We start from the raw sequence: 20403 nt of genomic DNA, 5'->3' as shown, positions 1-20403 counted from the left end.
GTCAGCCGCCCGGACGCGCGACGGGAACGCCGTCGACGACGAGGTCCACCGCCTCGTTGTAGAACGCGACGTGGCCGGCGATCGGTGCGACGGCGGGGAGGGGATCCGGGTACGACCAGGCGACGTTCTCGGCCCGCGGCGTTCCGGTGAAGCTCCAGTACCGGGCCGTGCCCTTGTAGGGGCACGACGTGTGCAGTTCCGTCTCCTCGAGTACCGAGAAGTCGACGTCGGCGGGCGGGATGTAGTACCGCACGGGCAGGTGGGTCTCGAACAGCAGCACCGGGTTCCGGGTCTCGGCGACGACCGTGCCGGCGATGGACACCTGCACGTGCCGGCTGCTGGGCAGCGCATCGACCCGGTGGTGCGGGTCGCGGGGATGAACGAAGATCTCCGTGTCCTCCTCGTACCAGTTTTCGATGCCCGCTCCCCGGCGGCCGAACCATTCGAAGCCGATGTACTCCTCGAGTCCCGCGACGTCGAGCACGAACGCCGCGGCGGGCGCCCGGGTCTCGTCGTCGGTCAGGTCGAACCACCGCGCGACGTCGTTCCTGTCGCCCGGTGCCGGGGCGGGCGCGAGGAGATCGGTGCGCACGTCGTCGCGGGGGAACAGGTAGAAGGGGACGGGATGGCCGGGCGGCCACACGAGCAGCGCGCGGATGGTGTCGACCACGGTGTGACCGGCCCAGGTTCCGCGGACCCGCCGCTCGCTGGGTTCGTACAGGTAGCCGTCCGACGGGGGCGGACGGCGGCGGGTGGCGGACCTGCGGGCCATGCCCCGACGGTACGCCGGCCATCCGGGCACCGAGGACCGCCGGGCGCACGGATCACCGGCGGACACGGATCACCCGGCGGGCACGGGTTCGTCGTCGCGCGTGACGGCGTAGACGCCCGGGTCGAACGCCGACACCCGGCGACGGAGCGCGGCCGACGACCACGGCCAGTTGAAGCTGTTGCGGCCGTTGGCGTCGAAGAAGTAGCTGCGGCATCCGCCGGAGTTGTAGACCGTGCCCGGCAGGGCGGCCTGGACCTCGTCGTTGAAGGCGTCCTGGACGTCGCGCCGCACCTCGAGGGTGCGCCAGCCGCGGCGCACCGCCGTGTCGATCGCGGTCGCGACGTGCTCGAGCTGGGCTTCGAGGATGAGGAACGCCGACGTGTGACCGGTGCCGAGGCTGGGGCCGAGCAGGACGAACGCGTTGGGAAAGCCCGCGACGGACGACCCCAGGAACGCCTGCGGGCTGCCCTGCCAGTGCTCGTCGAGGCTGCGTCCCTGTCCGTCGAACATCCGGCCGGCGATCGGCATGTCGAGGATATGGAAGCCGGTGCCGAAGACGACGGCGTCGACCTCGGCTTCGCTGCCGTCCTGGGCGATCACGGTGGAGCCGCGGATCTCGCGCACCGCGCTCGGGTGGACCTCGACGTGGGGGCGGGTGAGGGCGGGGTAGTAGGTGTTCGACATGAGCAGCCGCTTGCAGCCCAGGGTGTAGTCGGGGGTCAGGGCGCGGCGCAGCCGCGGGTCGCGGACCTGCGCCCGCAGCTGGGCGCGGCCGATCCACTGCAGTTGCCGCATGAGCCACGGGTGCCGGAAGCCGAGGCCGAGGGCCTCCATGAGCGCGTACTCGGTCGCCTCGACCAGTCGTCGCGCGCCCGGGACGCGGGCGAGCAGCCGGCGCTCGAACCCCGACAGCCGGCGGTCGGGCTTGGGCAGCACCCACTGCGCCGTCCGCTGGTACAGGTGCAGCCGCGCGACGTCCGGCGCGATCTCGGGGACGAACTGGACGGCCGAGGCTCCGGTGCCGACGACGGCCACGCGCTTGCCGCGCAGGTCGTAGTCGTGGTTCCAGCGCGCCGAGTGGAACACCTCGCCGGGGAACTGCGACAGACCGGGGATGTCGGGTACGAGCGGTTCGTTCCACGGTCCCGCGGCGGCGACGAGGAACCGCGCCCGCACGGTCCCGCCGGTGGTCTCGAGGGTCCAGCGCGCGTCGATCGGGTCCCAGTCCGCGCGCAGCATCTCGATCCCGAACCGGACGTGGGACCTCACGCCGCGGGCGTCGGCGGTGTGCTCGATGTAGTCGCGAATCTCGTTCTGCCCGGCGAAGATTCGGCTCCAGTCCCGGTTCCGGGCGAAGGAGTACGAGTACAGCAGCGAGGGCACGTCGCAGGCGCATCCGGGGTACGTGTTGGCGCGCCACGTGCCGCCGAGGGTCCCGGCCTTCTCGAGGACGACGAAGTCGGTGATCCCGCGCCGTCGCAGCGCGATCGCCGCGCCGATGCCGGAGATCCCGGCGCCGATCACCACCACCCGGTATTCGTCCATCGCGTCGTCCCCTCGTCTCCCGTGATCCCCATTCGAATACCGTCGGTATCCGGATAACCACAGTATCCGAACTTCGGCCGCTCCGGTACCGTCGAGTCGTGGCACGACCGACCCGCCAGGAGACTCAGGCACGCACCCGTGAGGATCTGCTCGCCACGGCGGCCGAGCACTTCCTCGAGCGCGGCTACGCCGCGGCGTCCCTCGACCAGATCGCCGAGGACGCCGGTTATTCCAAGGGTGCGGTGTACTCCAACTTCCGCAACAAGGACGAGTTGTGCTTCGCGGTGCTCGATCGGATCCGGGCCGAGCGCATGGGCGAGATCGCCGCGACGCTCGCGGCCGGTGCGACGCTCGACGACGTGGTGACCGCGTTCGGGGTGTGGGCCGAGCGCACCATCGGCGACCGGCGCTGGACCCTGCTCGAGATCGAGTTCTCGGTGCGCTCCCGGCACAACGAGGAGATCCGGTCCCGCATCGCGGCGGGTGCCGAAGGGGTGCGCACGCTCATCGCCGAGCTGATCCGCTCGCTCGCCGACCGGTACGACGTCACGCCCACGATGGATCCCGGGCAGGCGTCGGCCATGCTGCTCGGGCTCGGCATCGGCCTGGGCCTGCAGCGCGCGATCAGTCCCGAGCTGTCGGCGGCCGCGTTGACGGACGCGGTGCGCACGTTGATGCGGCCGCGGCGGTGAGGTCGGCGGAACCTACCGGGCTCGGTAGGTCAGGCAGTTGGCCGCGTGCTCTCCGCTGCCGGTGCCGCCCACGCGGATCTCGCTCGCGGTGCACTCGAGATCCTGGTTGTGCACGCAGTCGGCGCGCTGGCAGGCGCCGACCATGCTGCTGGTGACGGTGTCCAGGCCGCCCTTGGTCGACAGCGGGATGAACGTCTCGCAGTCGGCGCTGCCGTTGTGCCCGGCGACGTTGATGGCGTAGGCGTGGCAGCCGTCGTGGTTGTAGGAGCAGGTGCCGACGCTGCACTCGGTGACGTGCGGCATTTCCATCGTGGTCATGATCGATCCTTCCGGAGGACGGTTGTCCACTATGGGATGCAGACCATGGTAGTGGTGCGGCGGGTGTGCGAACAGGGTAGTGGCCGAGCGGATTTCGTTGGTGTGCGGTGCATTTCGAGAACACCCGTGTTGCGTAAACCGGGTCGGCTCACACCCGGGCCGCGGCGGGCTCGCGCACCGGTTCGAGGCTCGGCCGCCGGGCGACGGGGATGGCGAGGGTGACGGCGGCGGCGACGAGGGCGACACCGCAGCCGATGAGCATCCCGGTGCGGAACCCGCCCTCGGTCGGCAGGCTGTAGCCGCCGACCGGCACGCTCATCTGCGACAGGACCACGCCGACCACCGCCGCCGACACCGAGGTGCCCACTGCGCGCATCAGGGAGTTGACGCTGTTCGCCGACGCCGTGGCGGACTGGGGCACCGCACCCATGATCAGCGCGGGCATGGCCCCGTAGGCGAAGCCGACACCGGCGCTGCAGATGCAGACGACGAGCATCAAGCCCCACGTCGAGCCCATGAGCAGCAGGGACACCCCGTAGCCGGCGGCGATGACCAGGCATCCGATCAACAGGGTGACCTTCGGGCCGCGGGTCGCGGACAATCTTCCGCCGATCGGTGAGACGGCCATCATCACCAGGCCGCCCGGTGCCATCCACAGTCCCATGGCCGGCATCGACCGGCCCAGGCCGTAGCCGGTCTCGGCGGGCAGCTGCAGCAGCTGCGGCACGATGAGCGACTGCGCGTACATCCCGAATCCCACCACGACCGAGGCGGCGTTGGTCGGCAGCACCGGGGGCCGGGCGGTGGCCCGCAGGTCCACGAGCGGATGCGGCCGGCGCAGCTCTCGCCGAGCGCATCCCCGACCCCGAGGGGGGCATCGCGCGCAAGTTCCGCATCACCGCGGAGGGTGTCCGTCGCCTCGACGACGAGCGCGCCCGCTCCGTCGCCGGGCTCGAGCGGGTGCTGGTCGACTGGGATCCCGCCGAGGTCGCCGAGTTCGCCCGCTGGCTCGAACGGTTCGACACCGACCTCGAGCGTCTGGCGGGGCACCCCTGGCCCCGGCCGGTGAGCTCGCCCGGATCGTCCCCGTCCCACCCCGAGGGCCGCAGCGGGTCCTGAGTCCGCGCCCGCCCGGCGGCGCGGAGCGACACGAGCGCGACGTCCGCCATTGACATTGACGTCAACGTCAACGCATGCTGTGCGGGTGACGACGAGCGAAGCCCAGGAACGGGCCCGGTCCGCGCGGCGGGACAGCGACGGCCCGCGCCGGCGGGCCCTGCTCGAGACCGCCCGCGACTGCTTCGGCGAACTCGGCTACGAGCGCACCACCGTCGCGGTGATCACCGGCCGCGCCGACGTCTCCCGCGCCACCTTCTACGCGTACTTCTCCTCCAAGGAGGAGGTGTTCCGCGCGCTCGCCACCCTCGTGTGCCGGCAGTTCCTCGACGCCCAGCACATGGAGGGGCAGGCGGTGGACGACCTGCGCCGGGTGCTGCGCACCACCACCCGCGCCTTCATCGAGTCCGTCTACGTCAACGGCCGCATCCTCGAGCTGATCGAACACCGCGCCCGCCTCGACGAGGAGGTCGGCGCCGAGTGGGAGAGCGTGCGCGAACGCCTCGTGGGCCGCTACGTGCGGTTCGTCGAACGCATCAACGCCACCGGCGAGGTGCTCCCGTGCGCGCCACCCGAACGCATCGCCCGCACCCTCGCCGACGCGCAACGCGCCGGCGCCCTGCGCCTGCTCGGCGCCCCGAGACAGGAACAGCAGTCCTACATCGACGACATGATCGCGATGTCCGAACGGCTCATCGGCTTCCGCTGACCGGCCCCGACCGACAGGACCCCCGACACCCATGCTGCTCGTAGCCAACCGCGGCGAGATCGCCCTGCGGGTCATCCGTTCCGCCACCGAACTCGGCCTCGACACCGTCGCCGTGTATGCCGAGGACGACGCGGACAGCCCGCACGTCGCCGCCGCCACCCGCGCCGTCGCGCTGACCGGTGCCGGACCGGCCGCCTACCTCGACGGGCAGGCGCTGCTGCGCGCCGCCGCCGAGACCGGCTGCACCCTCGTCCACCCCGGATACGGATTCCTCAGCGAGAACGCCGAATTCGCCGAAGCGTGCGCCGCGGCCGGGGTGACGTTCGTCGGACCCGAGCCGCAGGTGCTGCGGATCTTCGGCGACAAGGCCGCCGCCCGCCGCACCGCCGTCGCCGCACAGGTGCCCGTGCTGCCCGCCACCGACGGGGGCGTCACGGCCGGCGCGGCCCGCGACTTCCTCGCCGCCCACCCCGGCGGCATCGTCCTGAAGGCGCTCGCCGGCGGGGGCGGCCGCGGCATGCGGATCGTGCGCGACGCCGCGGACCTCGACGACGCCTTCCGCGCGTGTACGGCCGAGGCGGAGTTGGGTTTCGGCAACGGCGCGCTGTTCGCCGAGGCCTTGTGCGCTCGGGCCCGGCACATCGAGGTGCAGGTCGTCGCGGCCCCCGACGGCGCGGGCGGGGTGCGGGTCCTCGCGCTCGGTGACCGGGACTGCAGCGTGCAGCGACGCCACCAGAAGCTCGTGGAAATCGCTCCGGCGCAACGGCTCGGCGCGACGGTGCGCCGCGCGCTGCACGAAGCCGCGGCGCGGCTGTGCGCATCGGTGGGCTATCGGGGTCTGGCCACCGTCGAGTTCCTCGTCGCCGGCGACGACGCGGTGTTCCTCGAGGTGAACCCCCGGATCCAGGTGGAGCACACGGTCACCGAGGAGGTCACCGGCGTCGACCTGGCCGCGACGCAGATCGCGATCGCCCGCGGTGCCCGGTTCGACGAACTCGGCCTGCCCGGCGGCGTCACCGCCGACGGCGCCGGCGTGCGCGGCGAGCCCGCCGCCGCGAGGGGCATCGCCGTCCAGGCTCGCGTCAACACCGAGACGATGCGCCCCGACGGCCGGGCCGTACCCGCCTCCGGCACGCTCACCGTGTTCACGCCGCCCACCGGGCCGGGCGTCCGCGTCGACACCTACGGCCGTCCCGGGCTGACGACCAGCCCGCGCTACGACTCGTTGCTGGCCAAGGTGATCACCCACACCCGCATCGACGACTTCGCGGCGGCGCTGCGCAAGACGGACGCGGCGCTCGGCGACCTGCTCGTCGAGGGTGTCGCCACCAATGCCGAGTTTCTGCAGAACATCCTGCGCGACAAGGACTTCGCGGCATCCGACGTGCACACGTCGTGGCTGGACGAACGGATCGCCGACCTCGCCGTCGCCGGCCCCGACGGCGCACCGGCCGTCGCGCCAGAACTGCACGCGGGGGAGGAGGCGGTGCGCGCCGACATGGTCGGCACCGTCGTCGAGACCGCCGCCGACGGCGACGCGCTCGCACCGGGCGCACCCGTCGCGGTGCTCGAGGCGATGAAGATGCAGCACGTGGTGTCCGCCTCCGGATCGGCGACCGTGGTGCGCCTGCTGGTGCGGCCGGGGCAGACCGTGCAGCCGGGGGAGGTGCTCGCCGTGGTGCGCGCCGGGTCCGGCGACGCGGCCACCGGCGACGGGGGTGAGCGGGACCTCGACGCCGTGCGCGACGACCTCACCGAGATCCGGAACCGGCACGCCCGCACCCTCGACGCCGCCCGGCCCGACGCGGTCGCCAAGCGGCACCGGACGGGCCGTCGAACCGCGCGGGAGAACATCGCCGACCTCGTCGACGACGGCACCTTCGTCGAGTACGGGCCGCTCGTGCTCGCCGCGCAGCGCAGCCGGCGCAGCGAGGAGGACCTGATCGCCAACACCCCCGCCGACGGGCTCGTCGGCGGTCTCGCCCGCATCGACGGTGCCGAATCGGTGGTGCTCTCCTACGACTACACCGTCCTCGCCGGCACACAGGGCATGCGCAACCACAGCAAGACCGACCGGCTGCTCGCCCTCGCCGCCCGCCGCGAGGTGCCGCTCGTGTTGTTCGCCGAGGGCGGCGGCGGACGCCCGGGGGACGTCGACGCCGGACCCGGACAGGGCCTGGAGCTGTCGACGTTCCGCGCGATGGCCGCCCTGCGCGGGCGCGTCCCCACCGTCGCGGTGGTCTCCGGGCGGTGCTTCGCCGGCAACGCCGCCCTCGCCGGCGTGTGCGACGTGCTGATCGCCACTCCCGACACCAACATCGGCATGGGCGGGCCCGCGATGATCGAGGGCGGCGGGCTCGGCGTGTACCGGCCCGAGGACATCGGCCCGATCGACGTGCAGCGCCGCAACGGCGTCGTGCACCTCGCCGCACGCGACGAGGCGCACGCCGTCGAACTGGCCCGGCAGTACCTCGGCTACTTCACCGCCGCCGCCGGCGAGTGGGCGGCCCCGGACCCGCGGCTGGCGCGCCACGTCGTTCCCGAGAACCGGTTGCGCGCCTACGACGTGCGCGCGGCGATCGATGCGATCGCCGACGTCGGTTCCGTGCTCGAACTGCGCGGCGACTACGGTGTCGGCATCGTCACCGCCCTCGTCCGCGTCGAGGGCGCGGCGTACGGGGTGCTCGCCAACAGCAGCCACCACCTCGGCGGCGCGATCGACGCCGAGGCCGCGGACAAGGCCGCCGACTTCCTCGAGCTGTGCCAGGCGCACCGCCTGCCCGTCGTGAGCCTCTGCGACACACCGGGATTCATGGTCGGACCCGAGTCGGAGAAGGAGGCCACGGTGCGCCGGTTCGGCCGGCTGTTCGTCGCCGGTGCGCGCCTGACCGTCCCGTTCGGCACGATCATCCTGCGCAAGGGTTACGGCCTCGGCGCCATGGCCATGGCCGGCGGGTCCTTCCACGCACCCGAGTTCACCGTGGCGTGGCCCACCGGCGAGATCGGCGGCATGGGGCTCGAGGGCGCGGTGCGGCTCGGCTTCCGCAAGGAACTCGAGGCCGCACCCGACCGGGCCGCGCGCGACGAGCTGTTCGCGCAGCTCGTCGCCGCCGCCTACCAGCACGGCAAGGCCCTGCAGGCCGCGACGATCTTCGAACTCGACGACGTCATCGATCCCGCCGACACACGGGCCTGGGTGTCGCGGCTGCGCATGTCCTGAGCGCCGGTGGGTACCCGTCCGTCACCGAAGGGAGGTGGCGGTGAGCAGGCAACCGGGAGCCGAGGAATTCGTGCCGGAGACCACCGACCTGGCCGAGCTCGCGGCCGCGGCGGGCGGCTGCCGCGGATGCGAGCTGTACCGGAACGCCGAACGCACCGTGTTCGGCGCCGGCCCGGCCACGGCCCGGCTCGTGCTCGTCGGCGAGCAGCCCGGCGATCAGGAGGACCGGGCCGGGGAGCCGTTCGTCGGCCCGGCCGGGCGGCTGCTCGACCGGGCCCTCGAGGAGGCGGGGATCGACCGTGGCGAGGTGTACGTGACCAACGCGGTCAAGCACTTCAAGTTCGAGCGGGCCGCCGCGGGCGGGCGTCGCATCCACAAGAAACCGGCACGCGGCGAGATCGTCGCGTGCCGGCCCTGGTTGGTCGCCGAACTGCGGGCCGTGCAGCCCGACGTGCTCGTGTGCCTCGGCGCCACCGCGGCCCAGTCGCTGCTCGGCCCGTCGTTCCGGGTGACCGCGCACCGGGGGGAGATCCTGCACGTCGACGGGGAGGTGCAGATTCCGTCCGCTCCGGCCGTCGTCGCCACGATCCACCCGTCGGCGATCCTGCGCGGACCGGCGGAGCAGCGGGACGAGGCCCTCGCCGGGCTGGTCGCCGATCTGCGGGTGGCCGCCGGGGCGCTGTAGTACCTACAGCTGTCCAGGACCTACAGCTGTTCGGTACCCACAGCGGTTCAGTCGTCGGACGCCGTCCCGGCGAGGGCGTTCTGCACCCGGTGGGTGGCCGCGTCGTCCCAGCCGTCGGGGGCGAGGATGTCCGCCCACAACTGCGCGGCCTCCGGCCCGTACGCGTGGCCGAACCCGGACGGGACGTCGGCGGAGAACACCATGTCGAGCGTGACCTGCCAGAACGTGACGAACGGCAGCCACCGCATGCCCGGATCCACATCCGGGCCGAGCGGCTCCCGCAACCAGTCCGGCTCCCGCAGCAACAGCTCGAACGACCACCAGGTGATCGGATCGCTCGCGTGCTGCCAGAACACCACCCGCGGAAACTGCCACGGCCCGGGCAGGTCCGCGTCGTCCGGGCGGGACGCGAACCGGATGTGGCGGCCGGCGTCGACCACCGGCAGCCGCTCGAGCGACCCCGGGTCGCGGTCCGCGGTGATCTCCCCCCACGGCTGCGCGAAGTTCGGAGTACCCACCAGCAGCGCCCCGTCGGTCCGGGCGACCAGGTCCGGCCCCGACGCGAACGCCGCCTGACCGCCGTACGAGCCCAGGCTCTCGCCGAACACCACCAGCGTCGGCCGATCCGGCTCGGGCCGCGCCGACCACGCCGCATACACCGCCTCGAACAGCGCCCGCCCCGCCAGCCGGGGCGTCTCCCGGTCGGCGACGAACGACAACGCGCTGGGCAGGAACGAGTACTGCATGGCCGCGATCGCCGAATCCCCGCCGGCGACGTATTCGAAGGCCCCGGCGACGTTCGCGTTGACCCAGCCGCGGCCGGTGGTGGTCACCACCGCCAGCACCCGGCGGTCGAATGCGTCGGTGCGCTCGAGCTCGGCGACGACCCGGTCCGCGATGCCCTCGACCGTGTCGGCGGATTCGCGGCCGGCATAGACCCGGATCGGGGTGCGCGCCGGCGCCCCGGTGACGGTCTCGATCTGCTCGGCGCTCGGCCCGCCCGCGACGAAGGTGCGGCCCTCCCGGCCCAGGGTGTCCCACGCCTCGTTCGAGGCCGGCGATCCGGACCGTTCCGGCAGCCCGGGCTGCACCACACCCGGTGCGGTGCCCTGATCGGCCACCTCGGACGAGCGTTCCGCCACGCCCAGCACACCCCGGTGGACGGCGCCGTCGAGCACGAACACGCTCAGGAGCACCACGAGGGTCACCGCCCCGAGCCGGGCGACGGGCCCGGGCACGTACCGCCGGCCCAGCCGGGTCAACCGGTTCGTGCCCGCACGCAGGCCCCGGCCGATCGCCAGTAGCGCCAGCGCGACGACCAGGGCGATCAGCAGCACCAGCAGATAGAACGAGCGCTGGGCCCGCGGCACCCCCACCAGGTCCCGGATGATCTGCTGCCACCACGACCCCAGCACGAGGAACACCGGCACCAGCACCAGCGCCGCCCCGGCCAGAATCCACCAGCCGACCCGGCGGGTCCGCTCCGACCACTGCGGATCGACGCCGCAGCGCCGGACCACCCAGGCGAGCAGGCAGCCGATCCCGTAGCCGGTCACCAGGCTCAGTCCCGACGCCACGCCCTGCAGATACCACACCCGCGGCAGCAACGACGGCGTCATCGACCAGACGAAGAACACCAGCGCGAAGCCCAGACCGATCGGGTGGAACCGGCGCCCGTAGCCGAGCAGCCGAGCGCGCGGCGTGACCACCCGGCCGGGCTCGACGTCAGCGGTGGTAGTCAGCGCAGGGCCTTGGCCTTGAGCCGGTCGAACTCGTCGCCGGTGATCGTCCCGGCCTCGAGCAGTGCCTGGGCCTCGGCGATCTCGGCCGCCGGGGATCGTCCGGCCACCTTGCGGATGTAGTCGTCGGCCGCGTGCTGGGCCGCCTCGTGGGCGGCCGCGTGCCGCTCGGACATGCCGCGGCCCCGCACCAGCAGGTAGACGAAGGCGGTCAGGTACGGGAGGACGACCAGGAAGATGATCCACACGACCTTGACCACGGCGGACGTGGAACGGTCACGGAACAGGTCCGTCAGCACCTGGAACAGGATCAGCAGGTACGCGACGAACGCGAAGACGACCAGGGTGTACCACAACAGGTCCCACAACGAATCCAGCATCACGCACACGCCTTTCACGGTTCGGAGGTGCCCGGGAAACGGACGGAAAGGACACCCGGACGCAAACAGGTACACGGTCTTCGCCGGGCACCGGAACACGGCGGCGCAGAATGCACCGTGGTGACGCGAAATGCACCACGATTGTTCCGGGGTGCGGGTCGAGGTCCAGCGTGGTCGCAGCCCGGTGCGGTCGAGCCCGGTGCGGTCGAGCCCGGTGTGGTCGAGCCCGGTGTGGTCGAGCTCAGTGCGGTCGCAACTCACTCGGGCTCACGCCGCGCACCGCGCGAAGGGCGCGACGCAGCTCGGCGCTGGACGTGAAACCGGCGATCGCCGCGATCTCGGCGACCGTGGTGCGGGCATAGGCGGGTTCCTGGAGGAGCACGGCGGCGCGGTGCGCGCGCAGTCGCCGGATCTGGGACGCGACCGTGGTGTCGTGGGCCGCGAAGGCGCGCTGCAGGCTCCGCAACGACATCTGCAGCCGCTCCGCGATCACGGTCGGAGTCAGCCTCGGGTCGCTGTGATGGGCCCGGACGAGGGTGAGGGCGCGGGTGTACGCGCTGCCGCACAGTTCGCCGGAATCGGCGCCGTAGCCGAGCGATTCGTGGTGCAGCCCCACCACGAGCTCGATCAGGGCGTTCTCCACGCCGCGCGGGGCCGCGGTGGTGTTGTGACGACCGCGTTCGCGGAGCATGGCCATTCCCACCGCGTTGAGCGCGTGCGTCGACATGGTGGGCTTGGCCGGCCCGAACGTCACGGCCGTCTCCTCGAGATCGAGTCCGCGTTCCTCGAGCCGGTGCCGGGGAATGCGCACCAGGAGCAGGTCCGAGCCGTCCGCATCCGCGGCCTCGTATCGATTCCACCCGACCTGCAGGACGATCCGGCCGCTCTTGACGTGTACCCGGGTGGTGCCGTCGTCGACCACCCGCTCGCCGGTGAGCATCAGGAACAGGTTCGCGACCTCGCCGTCCTCGACGACGCCGGCCAGAGCACGATGCGGTGACATCTGCACCCGGCCGACACTGATCGCCCCGACGTTGCAGATCTCCATCCGGAACCGGAACTGCGTCACGTCGGGGACGGACAGCTCGGTGCGGCTCCCGGCATCGGAGGCCATCGCCTCGAAGCCCTGCCGGCCCCGCAGTTCGATCTTCCGATACACCCTCGTCCCTTCCGCCCCGGCGCGTCCGTGGCTCGGTGCGTCAGCGTGGCATGCGGCACCGGCCGTGGCGGGGGATACGGGCGACGGATAGCTCACACTCCGCGGGGATCGGGGCCGAAGGTCTCTGGCGTCGCCTCCCCGGCCGGATCATGCTGGACCCATCGGGCGCCCGCACCGCCGAGTCGGCGTCCGGGGAGGTCGACGGTGTCCACCCCTGCTCCGCACACATCCCAGGCCCGGCGCGACGGGTCGCACCGTCCGAGCACGGCGTCGACGGTGCTGCTCGCCTGCGGGGTCGTGTCGTCGCTGTTGTACGTGGTTGCGCACGAGATACTCGCGGCTGCGCTCTACGACGGCTACAGCCGGTTCGATCAGGCGATCAGCGAGCTGACGTCGGTCGGCGCGCCGACCCGGGCACCCCTGACCGCTGTGGGATTCGTGTACGACGTGCTGATCGTCGCCTTCGGGATCGGCGTGTGGCGGACGGGCCGCGGCGTCCGCCCCCTGCGCATCGCGGGAGTTCTCCTGGTGGCCTACGGATTCGTGGGACCCCTGTGGCTGCCGTTTCCGATGACCGGACGTGAGGACATCGAGGCCGGGGCCGCCATGCCGCTCGCCGACACCATGCACCTGGTTCTCAGCGCGGTGACGGTCTCGCTGTGGTGCGCGATGATCGGGTTCGCGGCCGCTGCCTTCGGAACCTGGTTCCGGGTGTACTCGGCGGTCACGGTCGCGACGATCCTGGCGTTCGGAGCATGGACGGGCCGGTACGTGCCGGCGGTCGCCGCCGCCGAGCCGACCCCCGGCATGGGCGCGGTCGAACGCGTGATGTTCGGTGCGTTCGTGCTGTGGGTCGCGGTGCTGGCGGTCGCTCTGCTCGTCCGCCGCACCCGGCCGGCATCGCTTCGCGGTGCGTCAGGAGGACGACGTGCCGTCGCCCCGAGCGGGGGAGAGCCATCGTGAAACCAGCGCGCCGAGCGTGCCGTCCGCGGTGAGGGCGCGCTGCGCCTCCTCGAGATCGGCGCGCAGCACGGCATCGCCGAGGCGCACCGCCAGGGCGATCTCCTCGCGGGTGATGTCGTACTCGACGACGTCGACGTGTGTCCGGTCGCGGGTCAGCCACGTCAGGACGGGACCGAGCTTCATGAAGGCGTCGCACCCGCCGGTCGACAGCTCGTCCAGGGCACGGTCGATCTCGTGGTACGCGTACACCCGGATCCCGCCGATCCGTCCCTCGGCGAGAAGGCGTTTCACCACCGGTTCGCTGGTGTTCCCCTGCTGCACCCCGACGGTCAGGCCCGCCAGGTCTGCCACCCCCTGCACCGCGGGGTGACGGGCGGTGTCGACCGCCAGGGACTGCCCGGACACGAAGTACGGCGCGCAGAACGAGGCCCGCTCGCGGCGCGGCTCGGTGACGGTGGTGCCGGAGGCGACGACGTCGAAGCGCCCCGCCGCCAGCTCGTCGAAGATCGTCTCGAAGTCGTCGCCCTCGTGCGGGACGAATTCCCACCGCAGCCCGAGGTGCCCGGCGAGGGCCCGGGTGAGGTCGATGTCGAACCCCACGGGCCCGCCACGCTCGTAGAACTCGAACGGCGGATCGGGCATCGCCGATCCCACCCGCAGTGCGGAGGTCCGGGTGGTCATCACTGGCGGCCCGGGTGCGGCCGGACGCGGGTCGTCACAGCACCGGTTTCGGACATCGGCAACCGTCCCGTCCGTTGTGCCTGTCCGTTTCGTCGCACTCTTCTCGACACCTCCCATTGTGCGCGGTCACACTCCCGCAATCCAGACGCCGGGACGCCGCGGGGCCAGCTCAGGCGCTGGTGGCCAGCGCCGCAGCGAGCCCGAACGCGACGGACGTCGCGGCGACCTCGAGTACCGCGTTGCGCAGCGACGCCTCCGCGGTGACCCGGTGCGCGGCCGCGGCCGGCACCCACGTCCGCCGCCACCACCACGCCAGCGCCAGCAGTGCCGTCAGGGTCAGCGTCTTGGCCAGCACGATGCGGCCGTATCCGGTGTCGACGAGCGCCGTGACCGAGCCGAGCCGTACCGCCGCGTCGACGACGCCCGTCGCGGCGAGCACGGCGACGCATCGCACCGCGAGCACCGAGTACCGGGGGAGCAGCCGGGCCCACGCGCCGCGGGACCGGACGGTCAGGGCCAGCGCGACGAGCGTGCCGAACCACAGCGCCGCCGCCAGGGCGTGCGCCGCGTCGAGCAGCGATCCGAGGGCCTGCTGGGACATGTGGCCGGTGACCGGCCGGGCGATGAGCGCCAGCGCCGCGGCGACGAGGACCGGGACCGTGGGCCACGCCGCCGACCGGCGATACGCGAGGGCGGCGACGAGGGTGCACACCAGCACGCACAGCAGCGCGGCCACGCCGATCCGGCCGGCGCCCGCACTGCCGAGGTACTCCGCGAAGCGCGACACCCCGAGTCGCGACACGGGGACGTTCGTGGTGTCCGCGGCCTGCAGCACGAGCTGCACGACCTCCGTCAGCACCCAGAGCCCGCCGAGACCGGCGATCACACGCCAGACGTCGCCGGGGGCGACGGGGGGCCGCCGCTCGTCGCGCACCATGACACCGAGCGTGGCCAGGCCGAGCACCGTCGCGCCGACGCACAGCGACAGCGCCCGCACCCAGCTCGACGCGGCCGGGTTCGCCAGCAGCCATCCGGCGGCGACGCCCGCGGTGGCGCCGACGCCGGCGGTGAGCAGCCACGCCCGGTGCGCGGCGGTGCCGGTGCCGCTCGTCGTCAACGCCCCGCCACCGGCGTCAGGCCTTCTTCGGCTTGCGCAGCACGAACCACAGCACGCCGGCGAGGACGGCGATGCCCACGACGACGAAGACCCACACGGCCGGGCCGCTGTCCTCGTCGCTGTCCGCCGCGGGCGCCGCGGCACCGGCGGCGGCCGCCGCGCCGGGTGCGCCCGGACCGTCCTGCGTGAGGGTGAAGACCTGGGTGCCGGTGACCGGATGGCCGTCCGCCGAGGTCACGCGGTAGGCGATGGTGTACTCGCCGGCCGGGCCGAGATCGCCGACGGCCACGGAGACCGTGGCGTCCTCGACGAGGGGATCACCCTTGGACCACAGGTTGCCGTCCGGGCCGACGACGGTCAGCGCGGCGAAGGACTCCTGCAGAGCCTCGTTGAAGGTCAGGCTCACGCGCTCGGGGCCCTGCGCGATCTGCTCGCCCGGCGCGGGTGTGCTGGCGATGACGACCGAGTGCGCGGCGGCCGGGCCGGCCGCGAACAGCAATGCCGCCGCGACCGCGCCGAGGAGCCCGGCGAGCCGGGCGAGGCCGAGGAGCCCGGCGAGCCGGGCGAGAGCGAGTGGGGTCTGTCGCCGGCGTGCGGCGACGGTGTTCGGGATGTTCATGGGTTTCTCTCTCCGGTGGGGTGGGTCGCGGTCACGCCGCGACGGGCGGCCCCCGCCGGGAGATGCACGGTGTCGGCCGGGCCGACGCGACGGTCCGGCCCGCCACGACCGGCAGCACCGTCCGGGCTGCCTCGATGCGAGGGGGCGCCGCGGTCCATGCCGCCCGCACCGCCCGGGTCAGCGGCCCGTACAGGCGTTGCGCCGCCTCGAGCAGGGCCGCGCACGCAACGACCGCGACGGTGTGCGCGACGAGCATCGGCGCCGACGCGTGCAGGTGGCCGGTCGTGACCGTGGCCAGCACCAGGTGCGTCGCCCCCTGCCCGGCCGCGAGCAGCACCGCGGTGGGCACCGCGCGGAGGTGGGCGGCGACGAGCCCGACCCCGGCCGCGACGGCGAGCAGCAACGCCACCGCCGCGTTGCCGGGCACGCCGCCGCCGGCGCCGCCGTGCGCGGCGACCGCCAGGGCGGCGGTCAGCGCTCCCGCGGCGGCGCCGCGCAGGGTCGAGCCGGGCGTCACGCTGGTGTCAGCGCACGCCGAGGCGGGCGAGCAGGTCGGCCTCGATGCCGTCCAGCTCCCGCGAGATGCCGGCGTGCGCGGCCTTGCGGCGCGGTGCCGGCATCTGCTCGGCGGCGTGCACCGCGGCCGTCAGGTCGGAGAGCCGGCCCCGGATGGCGTCGGCGAACTTCTGGGTCTCGGCGTCCTTGGGATGGCGCTCGAGGATCTCGTCGAGCGACTTCTCGGCCCCGGCGATGCGGGCGCTCAGGTGCGCGCCGTGACCGGTGTACTCGCCGAGCTGGTCGACGGCGACGCCCATGCGCTGGGCGCGCGCGGCGTCGAGCTGACCGCGCAGCGCGGTCACGCCCTGGTACACTAGCGGCACGAGCACCGGCGCGAGCAGCCGCACGACGGCGAGGTAGCGCCGCACCTTCGCCGCGGTGAAGCCCTTCTGGGCGGCGGCCTTCTCCTGGGCCTTGAGCGTGGCGAGCTGCTGCTTCTCGACCCGGGTCTGCGATTCGATCAGCGCCTTGTCGGCCTTGAGCTGGGCCTTGGCCGCCTTGATCTCGGCCTTCGTCAGGCGGCTGTCGCGCTTGCGCTGATTCTTCGCGTTGAGTTTGGCCTCGAGCCTTGCCTTGTGCTTGAGAGCCTTCGCCTCCGCCTTGCGGGTGGCGCGGCGCTTCCGCCTCTTGAACAACGCCATCGAACAGGACCCTCCATTCGGTGTACGGCGCCCACGGCGCCACGGGTCAGCCTATCCGTGACGGGGGTTTCCGGTTGACCCTAGGTGGACGAATACTGTTCTTCACTGTGAACGTATCCAGCGAGAGACGGACCTCGCCGGTCCTGATCGAGGCGAGCGCGCTGACCCGCTGCCGGCACCGGGTCCATCTGGACGCGGCCTTTCCGGACGAGTTGGCCGCGGCCCCGGAGCACCCGGGAGCCAAGCAGCGGCAGGAGGCGGCGGCCACCCACCGCGAGGCCGTGCGGCAGCGGCTGTTCGACGCGAACCCCGGCGACTGGGCGCGGATCGACCCCGAGGGGCCGGCATGGCGGCGCGCCGAAGCCACCCTCGACGCATGCCGTCGCGGCGCGAACCGGATCTGGGGCGCGGTCCTGCCGTCGGAGCCGGACTCGGGCCGGCGGGGCCGGGCCGAGATCCTGCTGCGCGACGTCGAGCGCGGCGGCTACATCCCGGTGATCGTGGTCAATCACAAGGTCACCGACCCGGGCCGGGGCGCGACGACGTCGGGGCTGTTCGCGTGGGAGCCGGTGGTCGACGAGACCCGCAAGGTGCGCAGCCAGGTGCGCGACCAGATGCGGGTGGCCCACCTGTACCGGATGCTCGAGCGTCACGGTCTGGCCAGCCCGGCGCAGGTCGGCGGCGCCATCGGGTACGGCGGGGACTGCATCCTGGTGCACGACCTGAGTGCGGTCCTCGAGGACTACGACGCGCGGCTGGCCGACCGGCTCGCGATCGCCCGGGGCGAGACGCCGACGGAACCGTTGCAGATCGGGGAGTGCAAGACCTGCCCGTGGTGGCCGCGGTGCCGTGAGCAGCTGAGCGCGACGCACGACGTGTCGCTGGTGGCGCCGGGGCAGCGCGCGGCGGTGCTGCGCGAGCTGGGCGTGCACACGATCGACCAGCTGGCCCGCTGGGAGGGGGACCCGCCCGAGACCTGGCCGCAGGGCTCGTTCGAGGACACCGTCGTGGTGGCCAAGGCGTGGCTGGCGGGTGCGCCGCTGGTGCGGCGGCACGACCACGTGCACGTGCGGCGTGCGGACATCGAGATCGACATCGACATGGAGAGCTACCACGAGCACGGCGCGTACCTGTGGGGCACGCTGCTCAACGTCGGCGGGATCTCCGCGTACCGGGCGTTCGTCAGCTGGGATCCGGTGCCGACCGACGACGAGGCCCGCTCCTTCGCCGAGTTCTGGACGTGGCTGTCCGCGGAACGGGCCGCCGCCGCCGCGAGTGGGAAAACCTTTGCCGCCTATTGCTATTCGCGTACCGCGGAGGACAAGTGGCTGCTCGGCTCGGCCCGCCGGTTCGCCGGTTTCCCGGGGGTACCGACCGAGGACGAGGTGCGCGAGTTCATCGACTCGCCGCAGTGGGTGGACATCTACCAGGTCGTCACCGATCAGTTCGTGTGCCCGAACGGCAAGGGACTCAAGAAGATCGCGCCGATCGCCGGGCACCGCTGGCGGGACGAGGAGGCCGGTGGGGAGGCGTCGATGAGCTGGTACCGCGAGGCCGTCGGCTACGACGGGGACCCCGACCCGCAGCAGCGACGTCGCCTGCTCGAGTACAACGAGGACGACGTGATCGCCACGAAGGTGCTCCGCGAGTGGATGAGCGAGCGTGCGGTGCACGAGATCCCGCACATCTCCGACCTGTAGATCACTCCTGCGGGGGCGTCACCGCCTCGGCGAGCCGGATCAGGGGGTCGACCACCGGCGGGCCGAACATCACGGGATCGTTGTGCTCGGCGCCCGGCAGGGCCACCTTCTCGACGAGTCGGCGGGCGGCGCCGGCGACGGCCTCGCTCTGCCCGGGCGGGACGATCGTGTCCGCGGTCCCGTAGACGACGGTGATCGGCACGTCGAGACGCGCGACGGTCTCGGCGACCGGGAAGCGGTCCCACATCAGCCCCGTGGGCAGCAGCGGGTAGTGGTGCCGGCCGACGGTGGGCAGATCGACGAACGGCGAGCGCAGCAGCATGCCCGCGGGCGGATGCTCGGCGGCGAGCCCCGTCGTCACCCCGGTGCCCAGGCTCTCCCCGAGGTAGAGCAGCCGGTCCGGTCGGACGTTCTCGTGCTCGAGGAGGTACTGCCGGGCGGCGCGCACGTCGCGGGCGAGGCCGTCCTCGCTCGGGCGGCCGGGGTTGCCGCCGTAGCCGCGGTAGTCGAAGAGCAGAGTGGCGAAGCCGGCCTCGGCGAGCGCCGACGCCAGCGGCGCGCGGTCGACGCGGTTGCCGCCGTTGCCCGAGGCGAGCAGCACCGTGAAGCCCCGCGCCGTGCCGCGGGGCGGGACGTACCAGGCGCCGAGTTCGAGCCCGTCGGAGGTGGTCAGCAGCACGTCGCGGGCGCCGGGCAGCAGCGACTGCGCCGGTGGCGGCGGGGACCTGTCGGGCAGGTAGATCAGCCGGCGCTGCCCGAACCACAGGGCCGACGCGAGCACCGCGACGACCGCGACCACGAGCCACACCAGGCGCATGGCACCAGTGTGCCGTGGTGTCCTATCGGATCCGGGCGGATCCGAAAGGACACCACGGCGGCGGAGCCGCCTATCGCGGCGCCATGCGCAGCGCGCCGTCCATGCGGATGGTCTCGCCGTTGAGGTAGTCGTGCTCGGCGATCATCTGCACGAGCTGGGCGTACTCGGACGGCTGGGCGAGGCGGGACGGGAAGGGCACGCCCGCCTCGAGGCCCTTGCGGTATTCGTCGGTGACGCCGGCGAGCATCGGGGTGTCGACGATGCCGGGGGCGATGGTGTTGACCCGGATACCGTACTGGGCCAGGTCGCGGGCCGCGGGGACGGTCATGCCGTGGACGCCGCCCTTGGAGGCGGAGTAGGCGATCTGGCCGATCTGGCCCTCGAACGCGGCGACGGAGGCCGTGTTGATGATGACGCCGCGCTGGCCGTACTCGTCGACGGGCTCGGTCTTGGACATCGCGTCGGCGGCCAGGCGCAGCACGTTGAACGTGCCGAGCAGGTTCACGGTGATGACGGTGCGGAACAGCTCGAGGTCGTGCGGGCCGTTCTTCGACAGCACCCGGCCGGCCCAGCCGACGCCGGCGCAGTTGACGACGAGGCGCAGCGGCAGGCCCGAGGCGACGATCTGATCGACGGCGGCCTGCACGTCGTCGGCGCTGGTGACGTCGGTGGCGATGAGGGTGACGCCGGCGGGCGCCTTGTCGCCGACGCGCTCGATGGACTGCGCGAGGTCGAGGCCGAAGACGGTCGCGCCGGCGTCGGCGAGACGCTGGGCGGTGGCTGCGCCGAGACCGGAGGCCGCGCCGGTGACCAGTGCGGCGGTTCCCTGAATTTCCACTGCCGTGCTCCTTTCGTGGCGCCACCGTCCGGCGTGCGCCTTGTCGACGCTCGCACCTTAGCGCGCGTTAGCTCGTGCGGATCGGCAGCGGTGGTAGGGCCGTCCCGCGCCGGAGCTGTCGTGCGGCGACTAGC

The 20403-nt window shown here is 72.8% G+C and carries 20 protein-coding genes and 1 pseudogene; 7 read left to right on the top strand and 14 right to left on the bottom strand.

Annotation, left to right across the window (positions count from 1 at the left end; genetic code table 11):
• Position 1: 1 nt before the first annotated feature.
• Both A4U64_RS23995 and A4U64_RS23990 read right to left on the bottom strand, forming a co-directional pair.
• Positions 2-772 carry a DUF427 domain-containing protein gene (locus A4U64_RS23995; RefSeq protein ID WP_029546918.1) on the bottom strand — a complete coding sequence of 257 codons (771 nt, stop codon included), beginning with the start codon at positions 770-772 and terminating at the stop codon, positions 2-4.
• A 69-nt stretch (positions 773-841) separates the two neighbouring features.
• Complete coding sequence (locus A4U64_RS23990; RefSeq protein WP_065923231.1) at positions 842-2317, bottom strand: flavin-containing monooxygenase; 1476 nt, start codon at positions 2315-2317, stop codon at positions 842-844.
• Between the two features lie 98 nt (positions 2318-2415).
• Between A4U64_RS23990 and A4U64_RS23985 the strand changes: the two genes are divergently transcribed.
• Complete coding sequence (locus A4U64_RS23985; protein WP_065923230.1) at positions 2416-3009, top strand: TetR/AcrR family transcriptional regulator; 594 nt, start codon at positions 2416-2418, stop codon at positions 3007-3009.
• Between the two features lie 12 nt (positions 3010-3021).
• Here the strand turns inward: A4U64_RS23985 and A4U64_RS23980 are convergent, their stop codons facing one another.
• The gene (locus A4U64_RS23980; RefSeq protein WP_006935328.1) at positions 3022-3327 is read right to left on the bottom strand and encodes a DUF1540 domain-containing protein; all 306 of its coding nucleotides are present in this window, start codon (positions 3325-3327) and stop codon (positions 3022-3024) included.
• Positions 3328-3475: 148 nt separating this feature from the next.
• Positions 3476-4171, bottom strand: a pseudogene (locus A4U64_RS23975) (MFS transporter); the annotation flags it as partial.
• Between the two features lie 116 nt (positions 4172-4287).
• On the opposite strand from A4U64_RS23975, the gene A4U64_RS28935 reads away from it, so the two are divergent.
• The 4 genes from A4U64_RS28935 to A4U64_RS23955 all read left to right on the top strand — a co-directional run bounded on the left by A4U64_RS28935 (position 4288) and on the right by A4U64_RS23955 (position 9057).
• Complete coding sequence (locus A4U64_RS28935) at positions 4288-4446, top strand: hypothetical protein (protein WP_006935326.1); 159 nt, start codon at positions 4288-4290, stop codon at positions 4444-4446.
• 79 nt (positions 4447-4525) lie between these two features.
• The gene (locus A4U64_RS23965) at positions 4526-5152 is read left to right on the top strand and encodes a TetR/AcrR family transcriptional regulator (protein ID WP_050034327.1); all 627 of its coding nucleotides are present in this window, start codon (positions 4526-4528) and stop codon (positions 5150-5152) included.
• Positions 5153-5183: 31 nt separating this feature from the next.
• A complete protein-coding gene (locus tag A4U64_RS23960) occupies positions 5184-8372 on the top strand; it encodes an acetyl-CoA carboxylase family protein (protein WP_065923229.1) in 3189 nt (1062 codons plus the stop codon).
• 40 nt (positions 8373-8412) lie between these two features.
• On the top strand, positions 8413-9057 hold the full coding sequence (locus A4U64_RS23955) for a UdgX family uracil-DNA binding protein (protein WP_157127606.1): 645 nt from the start codon (positions 8413-8415) through the stop codon (positions 9055-9057).
• Positions 9058-9104: 47 nt separating this feature from the next.
• Here the strand turns inward: A4U64_RS23955 and A4U64_RS23950 are convergent, their stop codons facing one another.
• The 3 genes from A4U64_RS23950 to A4U64_RS23940 all read right to left on the bottom strand — a co-directional run bounded on the left by A4U64_RS23950 (position 9105) and on the right by A4U64_RS23940 (position 12335).
• Positions 9105-10766, bottom strand: coding sequence for an alpha/beta hydrolase (locus tag A4U64_RS23950; RefSeq protein ID WP_198163347.1), 1662 nt, complete (start codon positions 10764-10766; stop codon positions 9105-9107).
• A 29-nt stretch (positions 10767-10795) separates the two neighbouring features.
• Complete coding sequence (locus A4U64_RS23945) at positions 10796-11176, bottom strand: PLDc N-terminal domain-containing protein (protein WP_029546925.1); 381 nt, start codon at positions 11174-11176, stop codon at positions 10796-10798.
• 241 nt (positions 11177-11417) lie between these two features.
• Complete coding sequence (locus A4U64_RS23940) at positions 11418-12335, bottom strand: helix-turn-helix domain-containing protein (RefSeq protein WP_065923227.1); 918 nt, start codon at positions 12333-12335, stop codon at positions 11418-11420.
• A gap of 204 nt (positions 12336-12539) precedes the next feature.
• On the opposite strand from A4U64_RS23940, the gene A4U64_RS23935 reads away from it, so the two are divergent.
• A complete protein-coding gene (locus A4U64_RS23935) occupies positions 12540-13298 on the top strand; it encodes a DUF998 domain-containing protein (RefSeq protein ID WP_231772173.1) in 759 nt (252 codons plus the stop codon).
• On the opposite strand, the gene A4U64_RS23930 is transcribed toward A4U64_RS23935, so the two are convergent.
• The 5 genes from A4U64_RS23930 to A4U64_RS23910 form a co-directional block, all read right to left on the bottom strand.
• Positions 13251-13979 (bottom strand): ABC transporter substrate-binding protein, encoded by a 729-nt coding sequence (locus A4U64_RS23930; protein WP_065923225.1) that lies wholly within the window; start codon positions 13977-13979, stop codon positions 13251-13253. The genes A4U64_RS23935 and A4U64_RS23930 overlap by 48 nt on opposite strands.
• 169 nt (positions 13980-14148) lie before the next feature.
• Positions 14149-15096 carry a CopD family protein gene (locus tag A4U64_RS23925; protein ID WP_065923224.1) on the bottom strand — a complete coding sequence of 316 codons (948 nt, stop codon included), beginning with the start codon at positions 15094-15096 and terminating at the stop codon, positions 14149-14151.
• 16 nt (positions 15097-15112) lie between these two features.
• Entirely contained in the window at positions 15113-15715 is a 603-nt protein-coding gene (locus A4U64_RS23920) for a copper resistance CopC family protein (RefSeq protein ID WP_232334132.1), read from the bottom strand.
• A 31-nt stretch (positions 15716-15746) separates the two neighbouring features.
• Entirely contained in the window at positions 15747-16232 is a 486-nt protein-coding gene (locus tag A4U64_RS23915; protein WP_065923223.1) for a hypothetical protein, read from the bottom strand.
• Between the two features lie 7 nt (positions 16233-16239).
• Positions 16240-16914: a DUF6474 family protein gene (locus tag A4U64_RS23910; protein WP_065923222.1), complete on the bottom strand. Its 675-nt coding sequence runs from the start codon at positions 16912-16914 to the stop codon at positions 16240-16242.
• Positions 16915-17021: 107 nt separating this feature from the next.
• On the opposite strand from A4U64_RS23910, the gene A4U64_RS23905 reads away from it, so the two are divergent.
• Positions 17022-18614: a TM0106 family RecB-like putative nuclease gene (locus tag A4U64_RS23905; protein WP_029546929.1), complete on the top strand. Its 1593-nt coding sequence runs from the start codon at positions 17022-17024 to the stop codon at positions 18612-18614.
• Between the two features lies 1 nt (position 18615).
• Here A4U64_RS23905 and A4U64_RS23900 read toward each other — a convergent pair whose 3' ends face one another.
• Both A4U64_RS23900 and A4U64_RS23895 read right to left on the bottom strand, forming a co-directional pair.
• The gene (locus A4U64_RS23900) at positions 18616-19431 is read right to left on the bottom strand and encodes an alpha/beta hydrolase (protein WP_065923221.1); all 816 of its coding nucleotides are present in this window, start codon (positions 19429-19431) and stop codon (positions 18616-18618) included.
• Between the two features lie 70 nt (positions 19432-19501).
• Positions 19502-20269, bottom strand: a complete 768-nt coding sequence (locus tag A4U64_RS23895; RefSeq protein ID WP_006944673.1) for an SDR family NAD(P)-dependent oxidoreductase — start codon at positions 20267-20269, stop codon at positions 19502-19504.
• Positions 20270-20403 lie beyond the last annotated feature (134 nt).

This window comes from Rhodococcus sp. WB1 (assembly GCF_001700945.1).
Taxonomy (GTDB): domain Bacteria; phylum Actinomycetota; class Actinomycetes; order Mycobacteriales; family Mycobacteriaceae; genus Rhodococcus; species Rhodococcus aetherivorans.
The sequence above is the reverse complement of the archived record's forward strand: the minus strand, read 5'-3'. Positions and strand labels throughout refer to the sequence as shown.

Bases quoted from the DNA above. Each gene is read 5' to 3' on its own strand.
- A4U64_RS23930 (WP_065923225.1), bottom strand. From the start codon at position 13,979: ATGACCACCCGGACCTCCGCACTGCGGGTGGGATCGGCGATGCCCGAT.
- A4U64_RS23920 (WP_232334132.1), bottom strand. From the start codon at position 15,715: ATGAACATCCCGAACACCGTCGCCGCACGCCGGCGACAGACCCCACTC.
- A4U64_RS23990 (WP_065923231.1), bottom strand. From the start codon at position 2,317: ATGGACGAATACCGGGTGGTGGTGATCGGCGCCGGGATCTCCGGCATC.
- A4U64_RS23980 (WP_006935328.1), bottom strand. From the start codon at position 3,327: ATGACCACGATGGAAATGCCGCACGTCACCGAGTGCAGCGTCGGCACC.
- A4U64_RS23900 (WP_065923221.1), bottom strand. From the start codon at position 19,431: ATGCGCCTGGTGTGGCTCGTGGTCGCGGTCGTCGCGGTGCTCGCGTCG.
- A4U64_RS23960 (WP_065923229.1), top strand. From the start codon at position 5,184: ATGCTGCTCGTAGCCAACCGCGGCGAGATCGCCCTGCGGGTCATCCGT.
- A4U64_RS23910 (WP_065923222.1), bottom strand. From the start codon at position 16,914: ATGGCGTTGTTCAAGAGGCGGAAGCGCCGCGCCACCCGCAAGGCGGAG.
- A4U64_RS23945 (WP_029546925.1), bottom strand. From the start codon at position 11,176: ATGCTGGATTCGTTGTGGGACCTGTTGTGGTACACCCTGGTCGTCTTC.
- A4U64_RS23995 (WP_029546918.1), bottom strand. From the start codon at position 772: ATGGCCCGCAGGTCCGCCACCCGCCGCCGTCCGCCCCCGTCGGACGGC.